Source organism: Corynebacterium sp. HS2168-gen11 (assembly GCF_024834075.1).
Taxonomy (GTDB): Bacteria; Actinomycetota; Actinomycetes; order Mycobacteriales; family Mycobacteriaceae; genus Corynebacterium.
Window position 1 is genome coordinate 26,881 of sequence record NZ_JANUXR010000004.1, and the last position, 17,616, is coordinate 44,496.

Sequence of the window (17,616 nt, forward strand, 5' to 3'; positions counted from 1 at the left end):
TTCCCACGCATTCTTGAAAGTGACATACGCTGCTATGAATAATCCAATTGCTGTTACCAAAAAATCTTTTCGACCAGTTGTGCTCGAATCCGACAAATTAGTATTGGTGGATTTTTGGGCTGCATGGTGTGGTCCGTGTAAGAAATTAGGCCCAGTGCTTGACGAAATTGCCAAGGAAATGGGCGATAAGGTTCAAATTGCCAAGGTGGACGTTGATAAAGAGCGTGAACTTGGCGCAATGTTCCAGATTATGTCGATCCCAACTGTCTTACTCTACAAAAATGGTAAGAAAGTTGACGAGTTTGTTGGCGGTCGTTCGAAATCTGACATCGTGGCAATGCTCAAAAAACATCTGTAACTGGTATCCTAGATTCTGAACGAATGCTGAAATGACCATCGTCAAAACTTAGGCCAATCTTTGTTTTATCGACAAACATTCAGCATTCTTTCTTGGAGCAAAGGAAAGGTTAAGGCGTGTCAGACATACTCCGAGTCGGGGATCACCACCCACGAGTTGCTACAGTGCGTGAAACACTCGCACGCCTTGGCTTTTTACCAGAACTAGAACACAAGTATTCTTTCGATCCGCAAGCCGACGACACTGCAGAATTTTTCGACGCTCACTTGGAAAACGCCCTAAAGGCTTTTCAACAATCTCGTCGCGTGATTGCAAGTGGTGAAATCTCCGACACCACCATGCATATCCTGCGTGAAGCCTCCTATCATCTAGGAGCACGTGTTTTAAGCTATCAAGCCAATAATGAAATGGTTGGCGATGATGTCTACCAACTCCAAAAACAATTACAAGAACTCGGATTCTATCCTGATAGAGTCGATGGCCATTTTGGTATTCGCACGCATGAAGCCTTGCGAAATTATCAGCTGAATTATGGCCTTGAAATTGATGGTATTTGCGGACCAACCACCATTCACGCATTAAGCCTGCTTGGGCGCCGTATTACTGGTGGTTCACCAGGTCAGCTCCATGAACGTGAACGTGTACGCGCAGCAGGTCCTCAACTCGCTGGCAAACGTATAGTCATCGACCCAGCAATTAGTACCGGCGGCCAGGGGATGACCGTAAAGGGCATCTATGGTGAAATTACCGAAGAAGAACTGCTCTGGGATCTTGCCACCCGTATTGAAGGTCGTATGATTGCTGCTGGAATGGAAACGATTATTTCCCATCCAAAGCACCGCAATCTATCGGTGAAAGAACGCGCCGATATTGCGAACTCCTTTGGTGCTGATCTGATGATTTGTTTACAAGCGGATCGATACCATAACGATAAAGCCTCAGGTGTGGCCACGTTTTATTTCGGTTCCGAGAATGGTAATTATTCCATGATCGGAGAACTCCTCTCTGGTTTTATTCAACGAGAAATTGTGGCACGCACCCAACTTATCAATTGCCGCAATCATGCTCGCATCTGGGACTTACTCCGCATTACGAATATGCCATGTGTCGAGGTCGTCACTGGTTATCTCACCAATCCTCATGATGTACGAATTCTGACGAATCCAGCCAAGCGCGATGCAATTGCAGAAGCCATTGTTGTTGCCGTCAAACGGCTCTACCTCCTTGATCAAGACGACCAGCCAACTGGTACCTACAAGTTCTCAGAACTCGTGAAAGAAGAACTGCTGAACTAGCAAGCATGTAGCCAGTGACGCGCGAGTCTATCACGACTAAATCTGCGCAGGAGTGTGCCGCCTTTTCATAATCACCATGTGTGGCTCTATTGTTGTACCAAAAGATCCCAGCTGCAATTAGCAACACTGACGGAAACAAGCTAGGCGGCGTTGTTGCGGCGTGCAGTTTCTACGGACGCCAGCGCTACTTCCCGTTGCTAGCGAGGCTTGCCCTGCCCTTCACCGCAGCCCTTGCATGCTAGCGACGTTGTCACCGTTTCTCGTGACCACCTTCATTGCTCACGCGCGGCGTTGTATCTCACAAAGACCGAACACACGATCCTGTATACGCTGCTCTAAGCGCCTACAACCGCTGTTGCCTTCATATGTGACTTGTGATGTTGCAAGAGCCATACCCACCCCCGTGCATGGCTCTCACGATAGCTGATGATTACTCTTGTGAGTGTGCCAGCAACGCGTAGATACGCTCGAAATCTTCTTGACCACCGAATTCCACGATGATCTTACCCTTGCGCTTACCAACCGAAACAGAAACCTTGGTTTCGAGATTATCGGCCAGGCTTTCTGCCGCACGGCTAAAGAACTCTGGCGTGACTTGCTTCGTGCGAGTCCGCTTTTCCACCTTTTCGCCACGATTGAACAACGTCACTGCTTCTTCGGTGGCACGTACTGACATGCTTTCAGCCACAACGCGATCAGCTAATTGCTCTTGAGCGGCTTTACCGGCTTTTAAGCCTAATAATGCGCGGGCATGACCTGCGGTTAAGACACCAGCAGCAATTTTGCGTTGCACTGAAATTGGCAATTGCAGCAAGCGCAGCATATTGGTGATCACTGGCCGTGAACGTCCTAAACGATCAGCCAATTCATGTTGTGTGACATTAAATTCTGCCAAGAGTTGTTCATAGGCAGCAGCTTCTTCCAATGGATTTAATTGCACACGATGAATATTTTCCAGCAGCGCGTCGCGCAGCATATTTTCATCATCTGTATTGCGCACAATTGCAGGAATTGCGGTTAAGCCAGCTTTTGATGATGCACGCCACCGGCGTTCACCCATAATGATTTCATAGCGATCATCACCAGTTGGGCGCACGATAATTGGCTGTAACAAACCGAATTCACGAATGGAGTGCACTAATTCCGAGAGCTCTTCGTCGTCAAAGGCTTTGCGCGGATTCTTTGAGTTTGGAATCAGTAAACCAATTGGGATTTCTTGATAGCTCGCACCAAAATCGGAATGGTCAGTATTCTCATGAGTTGCAGTCATGTGCTGAGCCAAGATCGGGTTGATCTTCGCGCCACTGGCATCGCGTGGTGCCGACTGTGGGGTAGGGGAGTCACCAAACACAATATCTGCCGCACCTGCGCCAATGCGAGTCGTTGGTGTGGAAGTAATCAGGGATGCTAACCCACGACCAAGGCCGCCTTTGCGATTTTCCTGCGAAGCCATATCACGAGATCCTTAACAAACTAAAGTGTACGAAAGTGAACAAATACCTCAACAACGCATCTTTACGATGATTGCGGTGGCTGTGGCGCGTGGCCAATCGGGGAAGATTCGTCAGTTGGAAGATAATCGCCACGCGTTGCCAATTCACGCGCAGCGTCCAAATATGCGAAGGATCCGCGTGAACCTGGATCATATTGCAGCACGGTTTGTGAATATCCTGGTGCTTCCGAAATTTTCACAGAACGTGGAATCTTCGTGCGCATCACGACATCACCGAAATGTTCACGCACTTCTACAGTGACTTGCTCGGCAAGTTTGGTGCGCGCATCGTACATCGTTAATAAGATCGCGGAAATGTGCAAACGTGGATTCAGGTGCTGGCGAATCATGGTGATGTTATTTAACAACTGTCCCACGCCTTCCAGTGCGTAATATTCACACTGAATTGGAATCAACACCTCATCAACCGCTGTCATGGCGTTAATGGTGAGCAATCCCAGCGATGGCGGGCAATCGATAAAGATATAGTCGAAGCCGGCATCTTGAATAAATGGCGATTGCAACGCATCCAAAAGGCGATATTCGCGACGCACCAACGACACCAGTTCAATCTCGGCACCGGCAAGATCGATAGTTGCTGGAATACAAAACAGATGTTCACTGGCGGTTGATTGCTGAATCGCCTGCTCGGCTGTGCAGGTACCGATCAACATCTCATAGCTCGATGGGGTACCAGCGCGATGTTCGACACCAAGTGCGGTAGACGCATTGCCTTGTGGATCAAGATCGATTACCAATACTTTTAGCCCACTTAATGCCAAACCTGCAGCTAAATTGACCGACGACGTGGTTTTACCAACGCCACCTTTTTGGTTCGAAATCGTAATCTTACGCGTAGCTGCTGGACGTGGCAGTGAAAGTGCATTTGGGGTCAGCACTTTGGCAGCAAGCCGTGCAGCTGCTGCAATAGGGGTATCATCCCAATATGTTTCTTCCATGACCACCGTTTACCTTCGCCTTGTCCTTCCAGGGTTCACAACACATACGCTATCGACAACTCTAGTGGGTTCCCGCGCGCTTAGCCACACATTCGCAACTGCGCAGGCTGCCACCTATTGTAACTTTGCAATCGAAATCAAAGTGGTAGGTTGCACAAGCACCTCGCCAACTGTGAATACCTTTGGATTCCCACCGCCGGCGCGTCGAATAAGCTGCGCATCGCGCTCAATTTCCTCATGGACCGAGGAACCCTTCATAGCAATCATATGACCACCTGAACGCACCAAAGGCAGCGACCAGGTTGCTAATTTCCCAAGCGGTGCAACCGCACGCGAAGTCACAATATCAACCGTGCCAACAACTTTCCGCACGGCTTTTTCCTCCGCACGCCCGCGAATGACCTCCACATGGCTCAGCTCAAGCTTATCGACGACTTCTTGCAAAAACACCGATCGTTTTAGCAATGGCTCGATCAAGAAAATCTTGAGATCAGGACGCGCAAGCGCTAAAGGAATACCTGGTAAACCTGCCCCTGAACCAATATCAGCAACCGTGGCATCAGCTGGCATGGCTTCACCAATGACAGCACAGTTGAGGATGTGGCGATCCCAAAGTCGTGGGACCTCACGTGGACCGATAAAGCCGCGCACCGTACCGTCGGTGGCAAGCAACTCATGGTAGGTGAGTGCTTTGGAAAAGTTATTGCCGAAGATGTCTTCTGCAATTGCTGGGTGAGTCACGAAACTGCTACTCCTTTTGGCACGGTTGGAACTGTAACCATTAACCTTACACGTCTGGTTTAACATCGCGGAAGGATAGGTATTTGCGCATGTCAGCGATGGTCTGGTGGGATCCTAAGAAATGCAGGTGATCGTGATTGCATGCATGCCGCATCTCAGCGCAGCGTCAACAGTAGCAAGGCTGATAGTTGCTGTACTCGGCCGGCGTTAGAGCGTCGTCAAGCAACTGAGCCTATATACGGAAAAACCGCCACCAAATGGTGACGGTTTCACGTGAAACATTGTGATTATTTCTTATTGCGATTTGGCTTCTGTCCAGGACGTGGGGCAGAGGCGCGCTTTGCGGCCTTCTTTGCTGCGATTTCAGCTTCTTCTTCGGCATCCATCGTTGTGAAAATATAACGCTGCTGGAAGAAGGTCCAGACGTTGTTCGAAACCATGTATGCCAGGAGACCGATATGCCAGAACACACCAGTTAAGATGATGGTCAGTGGGAAGACCCAGAGCATCATGCGGTTCATCATGTCCATCTGAGACTGCATCTGCGCACTACCGCTGGCCTTTTGACGACCCGACGCGATACGTGCTTGTGTACGATTCACGCTCATACGCGCGTTCAGGTGAATAGCGAATGCGATGATCACAATCATTGGTGCAGCTACATACGCAATGTTGATCCAGTTGAAATTCACCGGCTGGAATGCCTGGTACATATCGTCTGGCATCCAGATATATGCTGAAAGTGGCACACCGAAAATACGCGCGTCCAAGAATGACTGCACATCAGCTGCCGAGAAGATATAGTTCGGCGTATTGCGGTTCAGTTCAATAGACAGACCAAGCTGGCCAGCACCAGTACCAGTACGGTTAAATGAGCGCAGCACATGGAACAAGCCTAAGAACACTGGCATTTGTACCAGGATTGGCAAGCAGCCAGCGATAGGATTGACACCCATCTCTTTTTGCAGCTTGCGCGATTCTTCCATCATCTTCTGCTGGTCATTTTTGTACTTCGTACGAATTTCCTGCATCAATGGCTGCAACTCTTGCATCTTGCGCATCGAACGCATCTGTTTCAGCGTAGGTCGCACAAGGAACACACGAATAGTAACGGTCAGGAGGATGATCGCTAAGACCCATGAAATGCCAGAATCTGGGTTGAACACAAGGCTTGCTGCCTTATGCCAAAACCACAGAATGGCGGAAATGGGCCAATACACAAAATTAAGCACGGTGAGTCGAGACTCCTCAAAGGGGTTGGTAATGAAATAAATGCAAACAGGAAAAGATAGCAGTTATGCCACAATCTCACCCTGCGTTGATCCACGTATCAAAGCAATTCTACAGGTTTTTTAGGGCACATCCTTGATTGGTGGAACCAAACTTGGCCGATTGATCACCGGATCATATCCGCCTGGATGCCACGGGCCGCATTTTGCGAGCCGCACAAGTGTCATCATAGTCCCACGTAGTGCACCATATTCTTCCAGCGCACGCAATGAATATGCGCTACAACTTGGCTCAAATCGACAACTTGCGCCACTTTTCAAGCCAGACAGATGCTCTTGATAAAACACCACCGCACGTATCAACAATCGCCGCAGCATTCCACAGCCTTTCGACGACGCTTGTGGTGGATTTTTTCCAGTGCTCGCTGAATATCGTGCTGCAATTGGTCAGTTGAGGCAGTTGCAGCAGGTGGCAACGCCCGTATCACTACCAAGTCATTATCAGCGAGTGTTGGTATTTCAGCCGCCATAATATGACGCAGTTTCCGACTCACAGCATGACGAGTCACTGCATTCCCAATGGCTTTCGAGACAACCAGACCAATTTTTGGTGGTCGGCTCAGTACTGGATCGGCAACACTTGCGCCAGCATCCTGTACATACACAACGACGGTGCCTCCACCAGCACGAATACCTTTCCGAATGGTGAATTTGAATTCTTCGGAATTGGTAATTTTATGCTGAGATGGAAGCACCGTCGTGAATAAAAAATGCTATGTGAAAAGCATCACGCAATTAAGCGGTGAGCTTTGCACGACCCTTACGACGACGTGCAGCTACGATAGCGCGGCCTGCACGAGTGCGCATACGGATACGGAAGCCGTGCTTCTTAGCGCGACGACGGTTGTTCGGTTGGAACGTCCGCTTACCCTTGGTCACGGTGAACACTCCTAATAAGTTGGACAAAAGACGATCAATAAGAAGATGCTTCACGTAGGTATGCGATGCATACTGTCAAGTACTCTTACAGCGATCATCCTTGAAAAGTTGGATGATGGAAATTGAAAAGCACATATCTGCATCTGTTTGCTTCACGCTTACGAAGTAATCACATACAGAAAGATCATTCTGCTCTTGGAGCAGGTGTTCGCTTTCCAAAAGCACAGGAGATGTGGGATTGAGTAATGAAATACAATGCCTACAAAATCACTGTGACAGACTTGTATAGACTACGCGACAACAGAGGTTAGAAACAAATCGACACGCCGTTACCCCCATTGCACCCCGTAATGACAAATTTGTAATTTCAAAGGCGGTATTAGCGGCCAAAATAGACTTATCCACAGGTGAGGCAACTGTTCAAGTCGTGTCAGATTTGGAGTTTCTTCACATCTATGAACTACAAGCTCAATGCCACTGCAAGACAGTTAGACACTGATGCTAAACACAGGTAAAAATAAAGGCTGTACAAACAGATATACACAACCGTGGTTTTCACATCCTGTGGATAACTTTCAACTTTTACTTGAAGGTTCACCATTTTGTGTGAAATTTATCGCGTTTGACATGCGGAAATACAAAAGGAAAAGTTATCAACAGGTATTGTGGAAAACTGTTGATAACCGAAACTCCTAAAGTTTTTCACAAGGTTATCCACAACTGTGGATAACTTCATGAATCGCAGGTCAACGCAACTTAAGTTGTGGAAAATCTGTGGAAACACTGGTGAAAACTTCACTCCACGTTGTGGAATACCATTTTGAAGTTTTCTTCGGTGAAGCAATATTTCGTTCATATGTGACTTTGCCCAAAAAAGAAACTGTGATACCAACAATTCAAGGACAAAATATCTATCGTGGCTGCATCATCTCTACATACGTCTTCGTTTCCAGAGTCGTGGAGTTCCATTGTTGACGAAGTTGTGCAGTTTCGGGAACTTCCTGATCACGGGCCTAAGTTAAGCAAATTACAACAAGCGTATCTTTCCTTGGTTCGCCCAATTGGGCTTATGGAAGGTGTCGCGATTATTTCGGTGCCGCATGAGCATGCCAAAGAGTTCATTGAAAAAGATCTCGCGGAGCTGATTACCGATATTCTTTCCTCGCGAATGGGGCGCAGCTGCACCTTGGCGATCACGGTGCATCGAGAAGAAGAACCAGACACGCAACCGGCTCAGCAGGCAGCTGCACCAACTGTGGCCCCTGTCGCAGTGGAAACTGTTATTCCGCAGCATCAGCAACCCCATACCTGGTCAAGCGAGCATGTTTCGAACCAGCAACCTATCGTCGAGTCGCTGCAGCAGCCAGTACAAACAGGTACGTCTCAGTTGCGGAATCGTGAAGTACCAGCACATGATCCCAATCGGGATTCCAGCTTAAATCCGCGCTATACCTTCGATACCTATGTGGTTTCTGATTCCAATAAATTGCCAACCTCGGCTGCTATTGCAGTTTCGGAAAAACCAGCGCTTGCCTATAACCCGCTATTTATCTGGGGCGATTCTGGTCTTGGGAAAACGCACCTCATGCATGCGATTGGTAATTATGCCAAGCAGCTGCATCCGAGTTTGCGAATTAAATATGTATCGTCTGAAGAATTTACCAACGATTACATCAATTCAGTTCGTGATGACCGTCAAGAGACATTCAAGCGGCGGTATCGGAACCTTGATATTTTGATGGTCGACGATATTCAGTTCTTGCAAGGTAAAGAAGGTACTCAGGAGGAGTTCTTCCATACCTTTAATGCGCTTCAGCAAAATGGGAAGCAGATCGTTTTAAGCTCCGACCGCCCACCTAAACAGCTCACCACCTTGGAAGATCGCTTGCGTACTCGTTTCCAAGCAGGCTTAATTGCTGATATTTATCCACCAGATTTGGAAACACGTATCGCAATTTTGTCGAAAAAGGCACAGGCCGATGGCATCGAGGTTGGCAGAGATGTCTTGGAGCTGATTGCTTCGCGCTTTAATTCTTCGATTCGTGAACTCGAAGGTGCGTTTATTCGCCTTTCGGCGTTTGCGTCGCTAAATAATCAGCCCATTGACTTAACGCTGGCAGAGATCACCTTGCGCGATATTATGCCTGATGAAGTGCGTATTGAAATCACCGCTGAGATCATTCAAGAAGTGATTGCCGACTATTTCGGTTTAACCATTGAGCAGCTGACTTCTGCAACAAAGTCACGTCCATTGGCTCATGCACGCCAGTTAGCAATGTATCTTTGCCGTGAATTAACTGAGCTCTCGCTGCCAAAAATTGGCGATAAATTCGGCGGCCGTGATCACTCCACAGTGGTCTACGCCGACCGCAAGGTACGCAAGGAAATCTCTGAGAAGCGCCAAACTTATGATGAGATCCAAAAACTCACAACCATGATCAAAAATCACGGCCGCTAATTCCCCTCCCTACTACCCCCTCTTGTTGAAAGAGGGGGTTTCGTGTTTCAACAGGGTTTTTCACAGAACTGTGGAAAACATAATGAGAGGCTGACCTGCGGAAATCAAAAGTTATCCACATTATCCACAGGTTTATTCACAGCCGTGTAATTACAAACTTGTAATTTGGAGAGCTTGCTCACAAAAAACGTCGAAAAGCTGGGCAAACAGGCTGTGGATAACTCAAAAAACGATGTGGAGAAGGTGTGGATAATTTTCCACAAAATGTGGATAACTCTGGAACTGGAAAGTTATCCACACATGACACAAGTTATTCCGCAGTTATGCACAGCCGCATAAACATCCGAAAAAATGGCTGCGACCAGTGCAAAAAACCCCTTGTCCACAGTTTGCACAACACTTACTGTTACTACCAATGTAATTACTAGAAGAAACATAGAAGAAATAAGGCGTGTGGACAACTGTGAAACTTTTTTGCGAATGACACAAATATGACGGTTTCGCTTTTCCGCAAACTCCAGTAGGTTAAGTTTTGTCATTCAATCAATGAACATTGCAAGCCTGACGACTCGGAATTACATGTTTTATGGCTATGAACTTGGGCCATGCCAAGAAATGTTCAATGATGGTAATTTGTTAGTAACGACACAGCCACGGATTGGCGAATCTATATTTTTGAGCATTCAAGGAGCATGAACACGCATGGACATCCCTGCCACATCATTTCAAGTAGCAAGAGATGATCTTGCGAGCGCAGTTTCATGGGTTGCTCGTAATTTGCCATCGAAACCAACCCAACCAGTACTTAGCGCCATCTTGATCACAGCAGATGAAGATGGCCTAGAACTTGCTGGTTTCGACTACGAAGTTTCCACCAAAGTTCGTATCCCAGCTGAAGTGACCCAACCAGGTCAGATTGCCGTTGCAGGTAAGTTAATTGCTGGAATTACAGCGAAGCTGCCTGCAAAACCAGTCAAGTTTTCCTTAGATGGATCCATCGTCCGCGTAGAATGTGGCTCCTCTAAATTGGAGCTGCTCAGTATTCCACTTGATGATTACCCAAGCCTGCCAGTATTGCCGGAAGTCACCGGTGCAATTCAGCCACGATTATTCAATGATGCGATTACGCAAGTTGCCATTGCTGCAGGTCGTGACGATACACTGCCAATGCTGACCGGCGTTAGTATGGAAATCGACGGCGAAGATATTACCTTCACCGCAACTGACCGTTTCCGTCTCGCACTGCGAACCTTGAAATGGGTGCCGGCATTCCCAGACGCCAAGGCTAAGCTGCTCATTCCAGCAAAGAACTTGCAAGAAAATGCACGAAGCTTGGACATTAACTCCACTGAGCCAGTTGAAATTGCAGTTGGTCAAGATTCCGCGATCGGCAAAGAAGGCTTATTCGGTATTCATTTCGATAATCGTCAAACCACAGCTCGCATGCTCGACGCTGATTTCCCAAATGTGACGCCACTGCTGCCAAAAACTCACACTGCAATTGCAAGTGTAGAAGTTTCTGAACTGCAAAACGCCATTAGTCTTGTTGCAGCGGTGGCAGAAAACAATGCTCAGATTCGCATGCACTTTAGCGAAGGCCAGGTTATCTTATCTGCGAATGGTTCTAGCGGTGCGAATGCTGAAGAATTCGTGCAATGTGACTATGCGGGCGACAATGATTTGTTGATCGCTTTTAACTCAACTTACTTGCGCGATGGTTTGAATGTGATTCGTACCCGGCGTGTGGTCTTTGGTTTCACCGAAGCGTCTCGACCTGCAATTTTGATTCCAGAGCCAGAATCAATGCCGCAGCGCAATGAAGAAGGCGTGTTCCCAACACCTACCACCGATTTCACCTACCTGCTCATGCCAGTTCGGTTGCCTGGATAATCTTCGGCAACGACCAGCGATAAGCTGCAAATAGTGTTTATTCGGGAATTAGATTTACGAGATTTTCGCTCTTGGCCAGAGTGCAAAATCTCGTTGTCACCTGGCATTACGCTTTTTATTGGGCGAAATGGCTTCGGCAAGACCAATATTATTGAAGCCATTGGCTACGCTGCACATTTAAGTTCTCATCGAAGTTCGACTGATGCGCCGCTGATTCGCCACCAAGCGGCAAATGCCAGGATTTCTGTGGTTGCGGTCAACCAAGGACGCGAGCTTGCCGCGCATATTTTGATTAATCCTCACGGTAGCAATAAAGCGCATATCAATCGCACGCAATTAGCCTCCCCGCGAGAGGTGCTTGGGGTTGTGAAAACCGTGTTATTTTGCCCTGAAGATTTAGTGCTCGTTCGGGGTGAACCTGCAGATCGTAGGCGGTATTTAGATTCCATCATCGCTTCTAGACGTCCGCGACTTGCCGCCATTAAGGCCGATTACGAGAAAGTGTTGCGTCAGCGCACCAGTTTGTTAAAACAAGTTTCGTATAGTTTCCGCCGCGGCTTTGGCGATGAAACCGGTGTGTTGGAATCTTTAGATGCGTGGGATAGTCAGCTGGCAGCCCTTGGCGCAGAGGTGATTCGAGCCAGGTTAGACCTGGTAGCAGAATTACAGCCGTTGGTTCATGATGCCTATGCCACAATTGCCCCGGAATCGCGCCCAGCCAAACTGGAATATCGCTCCACCGTGCCAATTGTCGATCACGATCTTGCCGTGCTTGAAGCAAGTATGTTAGTTGAGCTTGGGAAACATCGCAGCAAAGAGATTGAGCGCGGCATGTCGCTGGTTGGCCCGCACCGTGATGACCTGGACATTTTGCTTGGCAACACCTTAACCAAAGGCTTTGCTAGCCACGGCGAAACTTGGTCGATGGTACTTGCCTTGCGGATCGCTGAATTTCAACTTTTGCGTCAAGATGGCACCGACCCAATTTTGATTCTTGACGACGTTTTCGCCGAACTCGATGCTTTACGACGCGAACGCTTAGTCACAATTACACAAGGTGTGGAACAAGTGTTGATTACTGCGGCGGTCGATGGTGATTTACCACCACAACTTGATGCTGCTATTGCACATAGGTTCAGAGTGACAGTTTCTGATACGGATGAAGGCCGAATTTCATTAATTGCAAAGGAACAGTTGTGACGGATACACCGGTGGATCCGATTCATGCCGCTTTTGAGCGCATGCGTGCAGAGGCTGCTAAACGCGGTGATGTTCCTGATCTTCGTTATCAAGCAGCGAAGGTGGTGAAGCCGAAGCCAAAAACGAAGAAATGGATCAATAGTGCCGCCGATGGGCGTAGAGTCTCGCGGATGGCGTTTGATGTCGAAGGTTTTGGCTCGATTTTGGCCGAGGAAATCAAACAGCGTGGCTGGAAAAAAGGCATTGCTGGTGGGTGGATTCATAATAACTGGGAAGGCCTGGTTGGGCCACAAATTGCAGCACATACCTCAGTTGAGATGCTGAAAGACAAAAAACTGTTTATCACCTGTGATTCAACAGCGTGGGCCACGAATTTACGGATGATGCAACGGACAATTTTGCAAGCGATTGCTGAAAAAGTGGGTCCTGATGTGGTTGCTGAGTTGAAGATTTTTGGGCCGAAAGCGCCTTCTTGGCGGCATGGTCCATTGCATGTCAAAGGTCGCGGACCGCGTGACACCTACGGATAAAACACCAAAATTTTTGTGATTTATCCTTAAAAGGGCCTAATTTGCTCATAGACGCGTTGGAATAGCTACCTAGTAGGGGCATAGGCAGTGTAGAATGGAAGCATTAAACTCTAAATTTTTAAAGGAGTGCTAGTTCACGTGGCAACTGCGGAACATGAGTATGGCGCCTCATCAATTACGATTCTTGAGGGCCTGGAAGCGGTGCGAAAGCGCCCAGGTATGTATATCGGCTCGACCAATGAGCGCGGTCTGCACCATTTGGTATGGGAAGTCGTTGACAACTCTGTCGACGAAGCAATGGCAGGATATGCCGACCAGGTAGATGTCACCATCTTGGCTGATGGCGGTGTTGAAGTAATTGATAATGGTCGTGGTATCCCAGTAGAAATGCACCCAACTGGTGCACCGACCGTCCAGGTTGTGATGACCCAGCTGCATGCCGGCGGTAAGTTTGACTCAGATTCCTATGCGGTGTCCGGTGGTCTGCACGGTGTGGGTATTTCCGTGGTGAACGCACTTTCGACTCGCGTCGAAGCTGATATTAAGCGCGATGGTAAGCACTGGTATCAGAACTTTTCGTATGCAGTTCCAGATGAACTGATTGAAGGTGGTAATGCTCGTGGTACAGGTACCACGGTGCGATTCTGGCCGGATCCAGAGATTTTTGAAACCACCACCTTTGATTTCGACACGATTGCACGTCGTCTACAAGAAATGGCATTCCTGAATAAGGGATTGACCATTAACCTCGTCGATAAGCGCGCGACGCCAGAAGAAGTTGAATTAGAAGAACTTGCGGAATCGGATGCGGCCGAAGGCGTTTCCTTCGATGATGTCGAGGTTGAGGCTGCAGAAGATGCTGAGGCCAAGCCAAAGAAGAATAAGGTGAAGAAAAAGACTTTCTTCTATCCAAATGGTTTGGAAGATTATGTTGCGCACTTGAATAAGTCGAAGCAAATTATTCATCCGTCGATCGTTGGTTTTGAGGCCAAGGGCGAAGATCATGAGATCGAAATTGCAATGCAGTGGAACGCGGGATATTCCCAAAGCGTGCATACCTTTGCCAATACGATTAATACCTTTGAAGGTGGTACGCACGAGGAAGGTTTCCGTGCGGCGCTGACCTCCTTAATGAACAAATATGCGCGTGAGCATAAGTTGTTGAAGGAAAAGGAATCGAATTTAACTGGTGATGACTGTCGTGAAGGTTTGGCGGCAGTGATTTCGGTGCGCGTGGGTGATCCGCAGTTCGAGGGCCAGACCAAGACGAAGCTGGGTAACTCTGAGGTTCGTAGCTTTGTGCAAAAGGCTGTGTATGAGCACGTTACCGACTGGTTTGATGCGAATCCTGCCGAGGCGAAGGTCATTATTAATAAGGCTGTTTCTTCGGCGCATGCCCGTTTGGCGGCGCGTAAAGCGCGTGAAATGGTGCGTCGTAAATCTGCTTCTGATATGGGTGGATTGCCAGGTAAGCTGGCCGATTGCCGTTCGAAGGACCCATCGAAGTCTGAACTGTACATCGTGGAGGGCGACTCCGCAGGTGGTTCCGCGAAGGGCGGACGTGACTCGATGTTCCAGGCCATTTTGCCACTGCGCGGTAAGATCCTGAACGTGGAAAAAGCGCGCTTGGATAAAGTGCTGAAGAATAACGAAGTGCAGGCTATTATTACCGCACTTGGTACCGGTATTCATGATGAGTTTGATATTTCCAAGCTGCGGTATCACAAGATTGTGCTCATGGCCGACGCTGACGTTGACGGCCAGCACATCTCAACGCTGCTGCTGACCTTGCTGTTCCGCTTCATGCCGAAGTTGATTGAAGAAGGCCATGTCTACCTTGCGCAGCCACCACTGTATAAGTTGAAGTGGGGTAAGGGCGAGCCAGGCTTTGCATATTCCGATGATGAGCGCGACCGCTTGTTGGAGGAAGGCTTAGCTGCTGGTCGAAAGATCAATAAGGATGATGGTATTCAGCGTTACAAGGGTCTGGGCGAGATGAATGCATCTGAGCTGTGGGAAACCACCTTGGATCCAAGTATTCGTATCTTGCGTCGAGTCGATATGCTTGATGCGCAACGCGCAGATGAATTGTTCTCAATCTTAATGGGTGACGATGTGGCGGCACGCCGTTCCTTCATTACCCGTAAGGCGAAGGACGTTCGCTTCCTCGACGTTTAAATTGCATGCAATAAAAATAAAAACTGGGACTCACAAGGGTGGGTCCCAGTTTTTATTTCAGCAACTGCTTTAAGCGAGTTCTTCTTCCTCGAAGAAATCATCGTCAATTGTATACAGCGTGAACTCGTGAGCCTTATGCACAGCAACCCCATACGCCAGCATTAAGGACGTAAGTTTAATGCCATCAATCAGCACAATCTTGCCATGACGATAATTTGCGGCAGTTTGTTCAGCCCTCGGCAAGAAGGTGGAAGTAGTAATAAACACGCCCAGGTTGGCACCGCGAGAATCTAAGGAACCAATGAAATTACGAATCTCCGGCTCACCGACTTTATTGGTATCAGCATAGCGCTTGGCCTGGATATAAACATTGGTCAGGCCGAGTGCATCTTGGCGAATAATTCCATCAATCCCACCATCGCGGGTACGTCCCACGTGCTTCTTTTCGCCATGCGCACCACCATAACCCATTGCCCACAAGAGATCGATAACTGCACGTTCAAAGAATTTTGGTGAGGCTTGTTGGAGTCGTTTGCGCAGATTGGTCTCAGTTTGCGCATTAAACGCACTTTCACCATTTGCTAATGCTTCAAGCGGATCACTGGATTCTTCAATAGATGTATTCGCATCAACATCATTGCTTTTTTGCAAGCGGCGCTTTTTAACTTCAGCCTGGTGCTCTTGCCACATCGGCCATTCAAGAAGATCTTTTTCGGAATAGGTCTTCAAGGAACGCTGATCAACCGTCAAACCATCGGCAGTAATTCGGTAGTGACCACGTTGTGGTCGTTCAATGAGTCCAGCATGCTTTAAGCTCGAACACACCCAGTTAATGCGATAAGTATAGCGGTACATTCCCGAAGGAATCTTTTCGTCGCGAACTTCTTGTGGGAGGTTGAGATAATCGGCAGCCATCTCGCAAATATCATTAAACGAATGCACCCCACCTTGATTCAACACTCGTAATACAACTGGCCGGAACTCATCAGTTGTTGGAGTTTGAATATCCGTCATCGCAACCTCACACCTTCATTTTTGTTAATAATCGGCTTTTTTGTGATTCTATCCAACGCGTGAAATGCGCACCAATAGCTTGTCCAGGGCACCCGCTCGTTGAACTGATTGCGAACACGCAGGTGAGCGTCGCAAAGCTTAAGGTTGAGGGAGGGCCTTGATATGAGCTTCGAGAATATCGCCAAGCAGCGGCAGGTGTGGCTTGAGAACCCCTGCAATTTTGCCTTTGATGGCGGTATATGTGTTCGTCACAGCGCTACGATTGAGCTTTTCGACGCCACGGTTGAACACCTTTAACAGCTGGTCAATCACATTATCGGAATGGGTGTTGAGGTACGTGCCGAAATCGGGAGCATCGGATTGTGAAAAATCGTCCCAATGTGGCTGGAGGGTTTCCAAAATATCTGGAAGCAGCCGATTCGTTGCCAGCTGCAAAATATTTGGCTTGGCTTTTTCGGCGGTTTTCAGCGCACCTTTGATAATCGTGCCGGAAAATCCCTGGGAATCCTGGATTGCTTCGCGAATTGCACGTGCAAGTTCAGTTGCGAGTGTTTCGCGAGAATGTGTAAGCAGGAGGGAAAGTTGGGTCATGAGGGCTCCTTGATAGCTGGTGCTTCCAGCATAAAGCAAAACGATCGTCTTGTATGCCTATACTCAAATTTCAAGCAGCTTAAGTATAGGTAACAAACACGATCGTTTTTTAAGAAATGGTGTCATTCTTCCGCCACAGTTTTCACTGCAATCACACCAGTCACAAATGTTACAGGATTGGTGGATTCTTTCGCAAAGAAATTAGGAAAAATCTGTCACCGATTGGGTGTAGTCCTGCAAGATAGTGCAGGCAGCGTGTGCGAAGGCTTCGTTCTCACCGCTGAGTGGCTGTAATGTCACGATGGCCCGGTGTAATGCTTGTAATTGCTGCTGGGTGGAAGCATGGACGCTAATGCCGTGAAACTTCGCGTCGGTGACTGCCGCACAGGCAAATAAGTGGGCATAATTGGCAATATCTTGATTGGCATGCCGACAAAAGACTTCAGCGATTGCCAATAATTGTTCACCGGTGAATGCAATCATAGTTGTTGAATCCTGCGGATTTTGGCTGCTAATGCGCGCTGACCAGGAATTATTTCTTCTGCTAATTGCGTGATGTGGGCATCTGTGAGCGTGCGATTCGCGGTGGTAACAATTGCTCGAATTGCAGCTTCTTGTTTACTTGAGCCATATGCCTTGGCAAGCAAGGTTAAGGCGCGGTCTTGTTCAGCGGTTAAACGCAATGTCATAGCCATACTGAAATGGTATCAGATTGATACCATTTTTACGGTGGGCGATAACT

General features: G+C 48.1%; 18 protein-coding genes. 7 read left to right on the top strand and 11 right to left on the bottom strand.

Annotation, left to right across the window (positions count from 1 at the left end; all coding sequences use genetic code 11):
• The first annotated feature begins 34 nt into the window (after positions 1-34).
• Positions 35-358, top strand: a complete 324-nt coding sequence (gene trxA, locus NXS99_RS03775) for a thioredoxin (RefSeq protein ID WP_259287339.1) — start codon at positions 35-37, stop codon at positions 356-358.
• A 116-nt stretch (positions 359-474) separates the two neighbouring features.
• Positions 475-1,653, top strand: a complete 1,179-nt coding sequence (locus NXS99_RS03780) for an N-acetylmuramoyl-L-alanine amidase (protein WP_259287340.1) — start codon at positions 475-477, stop codon at positions 1,651-1,653.
• A gap of 430 nt (positions 1,654-2,083) precedes the next feature.
• Here NXS99_RS03780 and NXS99_RS03785 read toward each other — a convergent pair whose 3' ends face one another.
• From NXS99_RS03785 to rpmH, 7 genes are all read right to left on the bottom strand, one after another.
• Positions 2,084-3,106, bottom strand: coding sequence for a ParB/RepB/Spo0J family partition protein (locus NXS99_RS03785; protein WP_259287341.1), 1,023 nt, complete (start codon positions 3,104-3,106; stop codon positions 2,084-2,086).
• Between the two features lie 62 nt (positions 3,107-3,168).
• A complete protein-coding gene (locus tag NXS99_RS03790; protein ID WP_259287342.1) occupies positions 3,169-4,104 on the bottom strand; it encodes a ParA family protein in 936 nt (311 codons plus the stop codon).
• A 114-nt stretch (positions 4,105-4,218) separates the two neighbouring features.
• Positions 4,219-4,845, bottom strand: coding sequence for a 16S rRNA (guanine(527)-N(7))-methyltransferase RsmG (gene rsmG / locus NXS99_RS03795; RefSeq protein ID WP_396124810.1), 627 nt, complete (start codon positions 4,843-4,845; stop codon positions 4,219-4,221).
• A gap of 287 nt (positions 4,846-5,132) precedes the next feature.
• On the bottom strand, positions 5,133-6,077 hold the full coding sequence (gene yidC / locus NXS99_RS03800) for a membrane protein insertase YidC (RefSeq protein WP_259287344.1): 945 nt from the start codon (positions 6,075-6,077) through the stop codon (positions 5,133-5,135).
• Between the two features lie 120 nt (positions 6,078-6,197).
• Positions 6,198-6,452 carry a membrane protein insertion efficiency factor YidD gene (gene yidD, locus NXS99_RS03805; RefSeq protein ID WP_259287345.1) on the bottom strand — a complete coding sequence of 85 codons (255 nt, stop codon included), beginning with the start codon at positions 6,450-6,452 and terminating at the stop codon, positions 6,198-6,200.
• Entirely contained in the window at positions 6,434-6,829 is a 396-nt protein-coding gene (gene rnpA / locus NXS99_RS03810; RefSeq protein WP_259287346.1) for a ribonuclease P protein component, read from the bottom strand. Before rnpA ends, yidD begins: the two co-directional genes overlap by 19 nt.
• Before the next feature lie 40 nt (positions 6,830-6,869).
• Positions 6,870-7,013: a 50S ribosomal protein L34 gene (gene rpmH, locus NXS99_RS03815; protein ID WP_083987655.1), complete on the bottom strand. Its 144-nt coding sequence runs from the start codon at positions 7,011-7,013 to the stop codon at positions 6,870-6,872.
• A 916-nt stretch (positions 7,014-7,929) separates the two neighbouring features.
• On the opposite strand from rpmH, the gene dnaA reads away from it, so the two are divergent.
• The 5 genes from dnaA (at position 7,930) to gyrB (ending at position 15,269) form a co-directional block, all read left to right on the top strand.
• Positions 7,930-9,471, top strand: coding sequence for a chromosomal replication initiator protein DnaA (gene dnaA / locus NXS99_RS03820; RefSeq protein WP_259287347.1), 1,542 nt, complete (start codon positions 7,930-7,932; stop codon positions 9,469-9,471).
• Positions 9,472-10,173: 702 nt separating this feature from the next.
• Positions 10,174-11,361 carry a DNA polymerase III subunit beta gene (dnaN, locus tag NXS99_RS03825; RefSeq protein ID WP_259287348.1) on the top strand — a complete coding sequence of 396 codons (1,188 nt, stop codon included), beginning with the start codon at positions 10,174-10,176 and terminating at the stop codon, positions 11,359-11,361.
• Between the two features lie 33 nt (positions 11,362-11,394).
• On the top strand, positions 11,395-12,561 hold the full coding sequence (gene recF, locus NXS99_RS03830) for a DNA replication/repair protein RecF (protein WP_259287349.1): 1,167 nt from the start codon (positions 11,395-11,397) through the stop codon (positions 12,559-12,561).
• A gap of 41 nt (positions 12,562-12,602) precedes the next feature.
• Positions 12,603-13,091 carry a DciA family protein gene (locus NXS99_RS03835; RefSeq protein ID WP_259287479.1) on the top strand — a complete coding sequence of 163 codons (489 nt, stop codon included), beginning with the start codon at positions 12,603-12,605 and terminating at the stop codon, positions 13,089-13,091.
• A gap of 138 nt (positions 13,092-13,229) precedes the next feature.
• Positions 13,230-15,269, top strand: a complete 2,040-nt coding sequence (gyrB, locus tag NXS99_RS03840; protein WP_259287350.1) for a DNA topoisomerase (ATP-hydrolyzing) subunit B — start codon at positions 13,230-13,232, stop codon at positions 15,267-15,269.
• A gap of 69 nt (positions 15,270-15,338) precedes the next feature.
• Here gyrB and NXS99_RS03845 read toward each other — a convergent pair whose 3' ends face one another.
• From NXS99_RS03845 to NXS99_RS03860, 4 genes are all read right to left on the bottom strand, one after another.
• Positions 15,339-16,283: a restriction endonuclease gene (locus NXS99_RS03845; protein ID WP_259287351.1), complete on the bottom strand. Its 945-nt coding sequence runs from the start codon at positions 16,281-16,283 to the stop codon at positions 15,339-15,341.
• 138 nt (positions 16,284-16,421) lie between these two features.
• On the bottom strand, positions 16,422-16,874 hold the full coding sequence (locus tag NXS99_RS03850) for a DUF6918 family protein (RefSeq protein WP_259287352.1): 453 nt from the start codon (positions 16,872-16,874) through the stop codon (positions 16,422-16,424).
• Positions 16,875-17,075: 201 nt separating this feature from the next.
• Positions 17,076-17,357, bottom strand: coding sequence for a TetR family transcriptional regulator (locus NXS99_RS03855; protein ID WP_259287353.1), 282 nt, complete (start codon positions 17,355-17,357; stop codon positions 17,076-17,078).
• Positions 17,354-17,569 carry a CopG family transcriptional regulator gene (locus tag NXS99_RS03860; RefSeq protein WP_259287354.1) on the bottom strand — a complete coding sequence of 72 codons (216 nt, stop codon included), beginning with the start codon at positions 17,567-17,569 and terminating at the stop codon, positions 17,354-17,356. Before NXS99_RS03860 ends, NXS99_RS03855 begins: the two co-directional genes overlap by 4 nt.
• Positions 17,570-17,616 lie beyond the last annotated feature (47 nt).

Excerpts from the sequence above, each read along its gene's own strand:
- trxA (WP_259287339.1), top strand. The coding sequence starts at position 35 with ATGAATAATCCAATTGCTGTTACCAAAAAATCTTTTCGACCAGTTGTG.
- NXS99_RS03785 (WP_259287341.1), bottom strand. The coding sequence starts at position 3,106 with ATGGCTTCGCAGGAAAATCGCAAAGGCGGCCTTGGTCGTGGGTTAGCA.
- NXS99_RS03790 (WP_259287342.1), bottom strand. The coding sequence starts at position 4,104 with ATGGAAGAAACATATTGGGATGATACCCCTATTGCAGCAGCTGCACGG.
- yidD (WP_259287345.1), bottom strand. The coding sequence starts at position 6,452 with ATGCTGCGGCGATTGTTGATACGTGCGGTGGTGTTTTATCAAGAGCAT.
- dnaN (WP_259287348.1), top strand. The coding sequence starts at position 10,174 with ATGGACATCCCTGCCACATCATTTCAAGTAGCAAGAGATGATCTTGCG.
- NXS99_RS03835 (WP_259287479.1), top strand. The coding sequence starts at position 12,603 with ATGCGTGCAGAGGCTGCTAAACGCGGTGATGTTCCTGATCTTCGTTAT.
- NXS99_RS03845 (WP_259287351.1), bottom strand. The coding sequence starts at position 16,283 with ATGACGGATATTCAAACTCCAACAACTGATGAGTTCCGGCCAGTTGTA.
- NXS99_RS03850 (WP_259287352.1), bottom strand. The coding sequence starts at position 16,874 with ATGACCCAACTTTCCCTCCTGCTTACACATTCTCGCGAAACACTCGCA.
- NXS99_RS03855 (WP_259287353.1), bottom strand. The coding sequence starts at position 17,357 with ATGATTGCATTCACCGGTGAACAATTATTGGCAATCGCTGAAGTCTTT.
- NXS99_RS03860 (WP_259287354.1), bottom strand. The coding sequence starts at position 17,569 with ATGGCTATGACATTGCGTTTAACCGCTGAACAAGACCGCGCCTTAACC.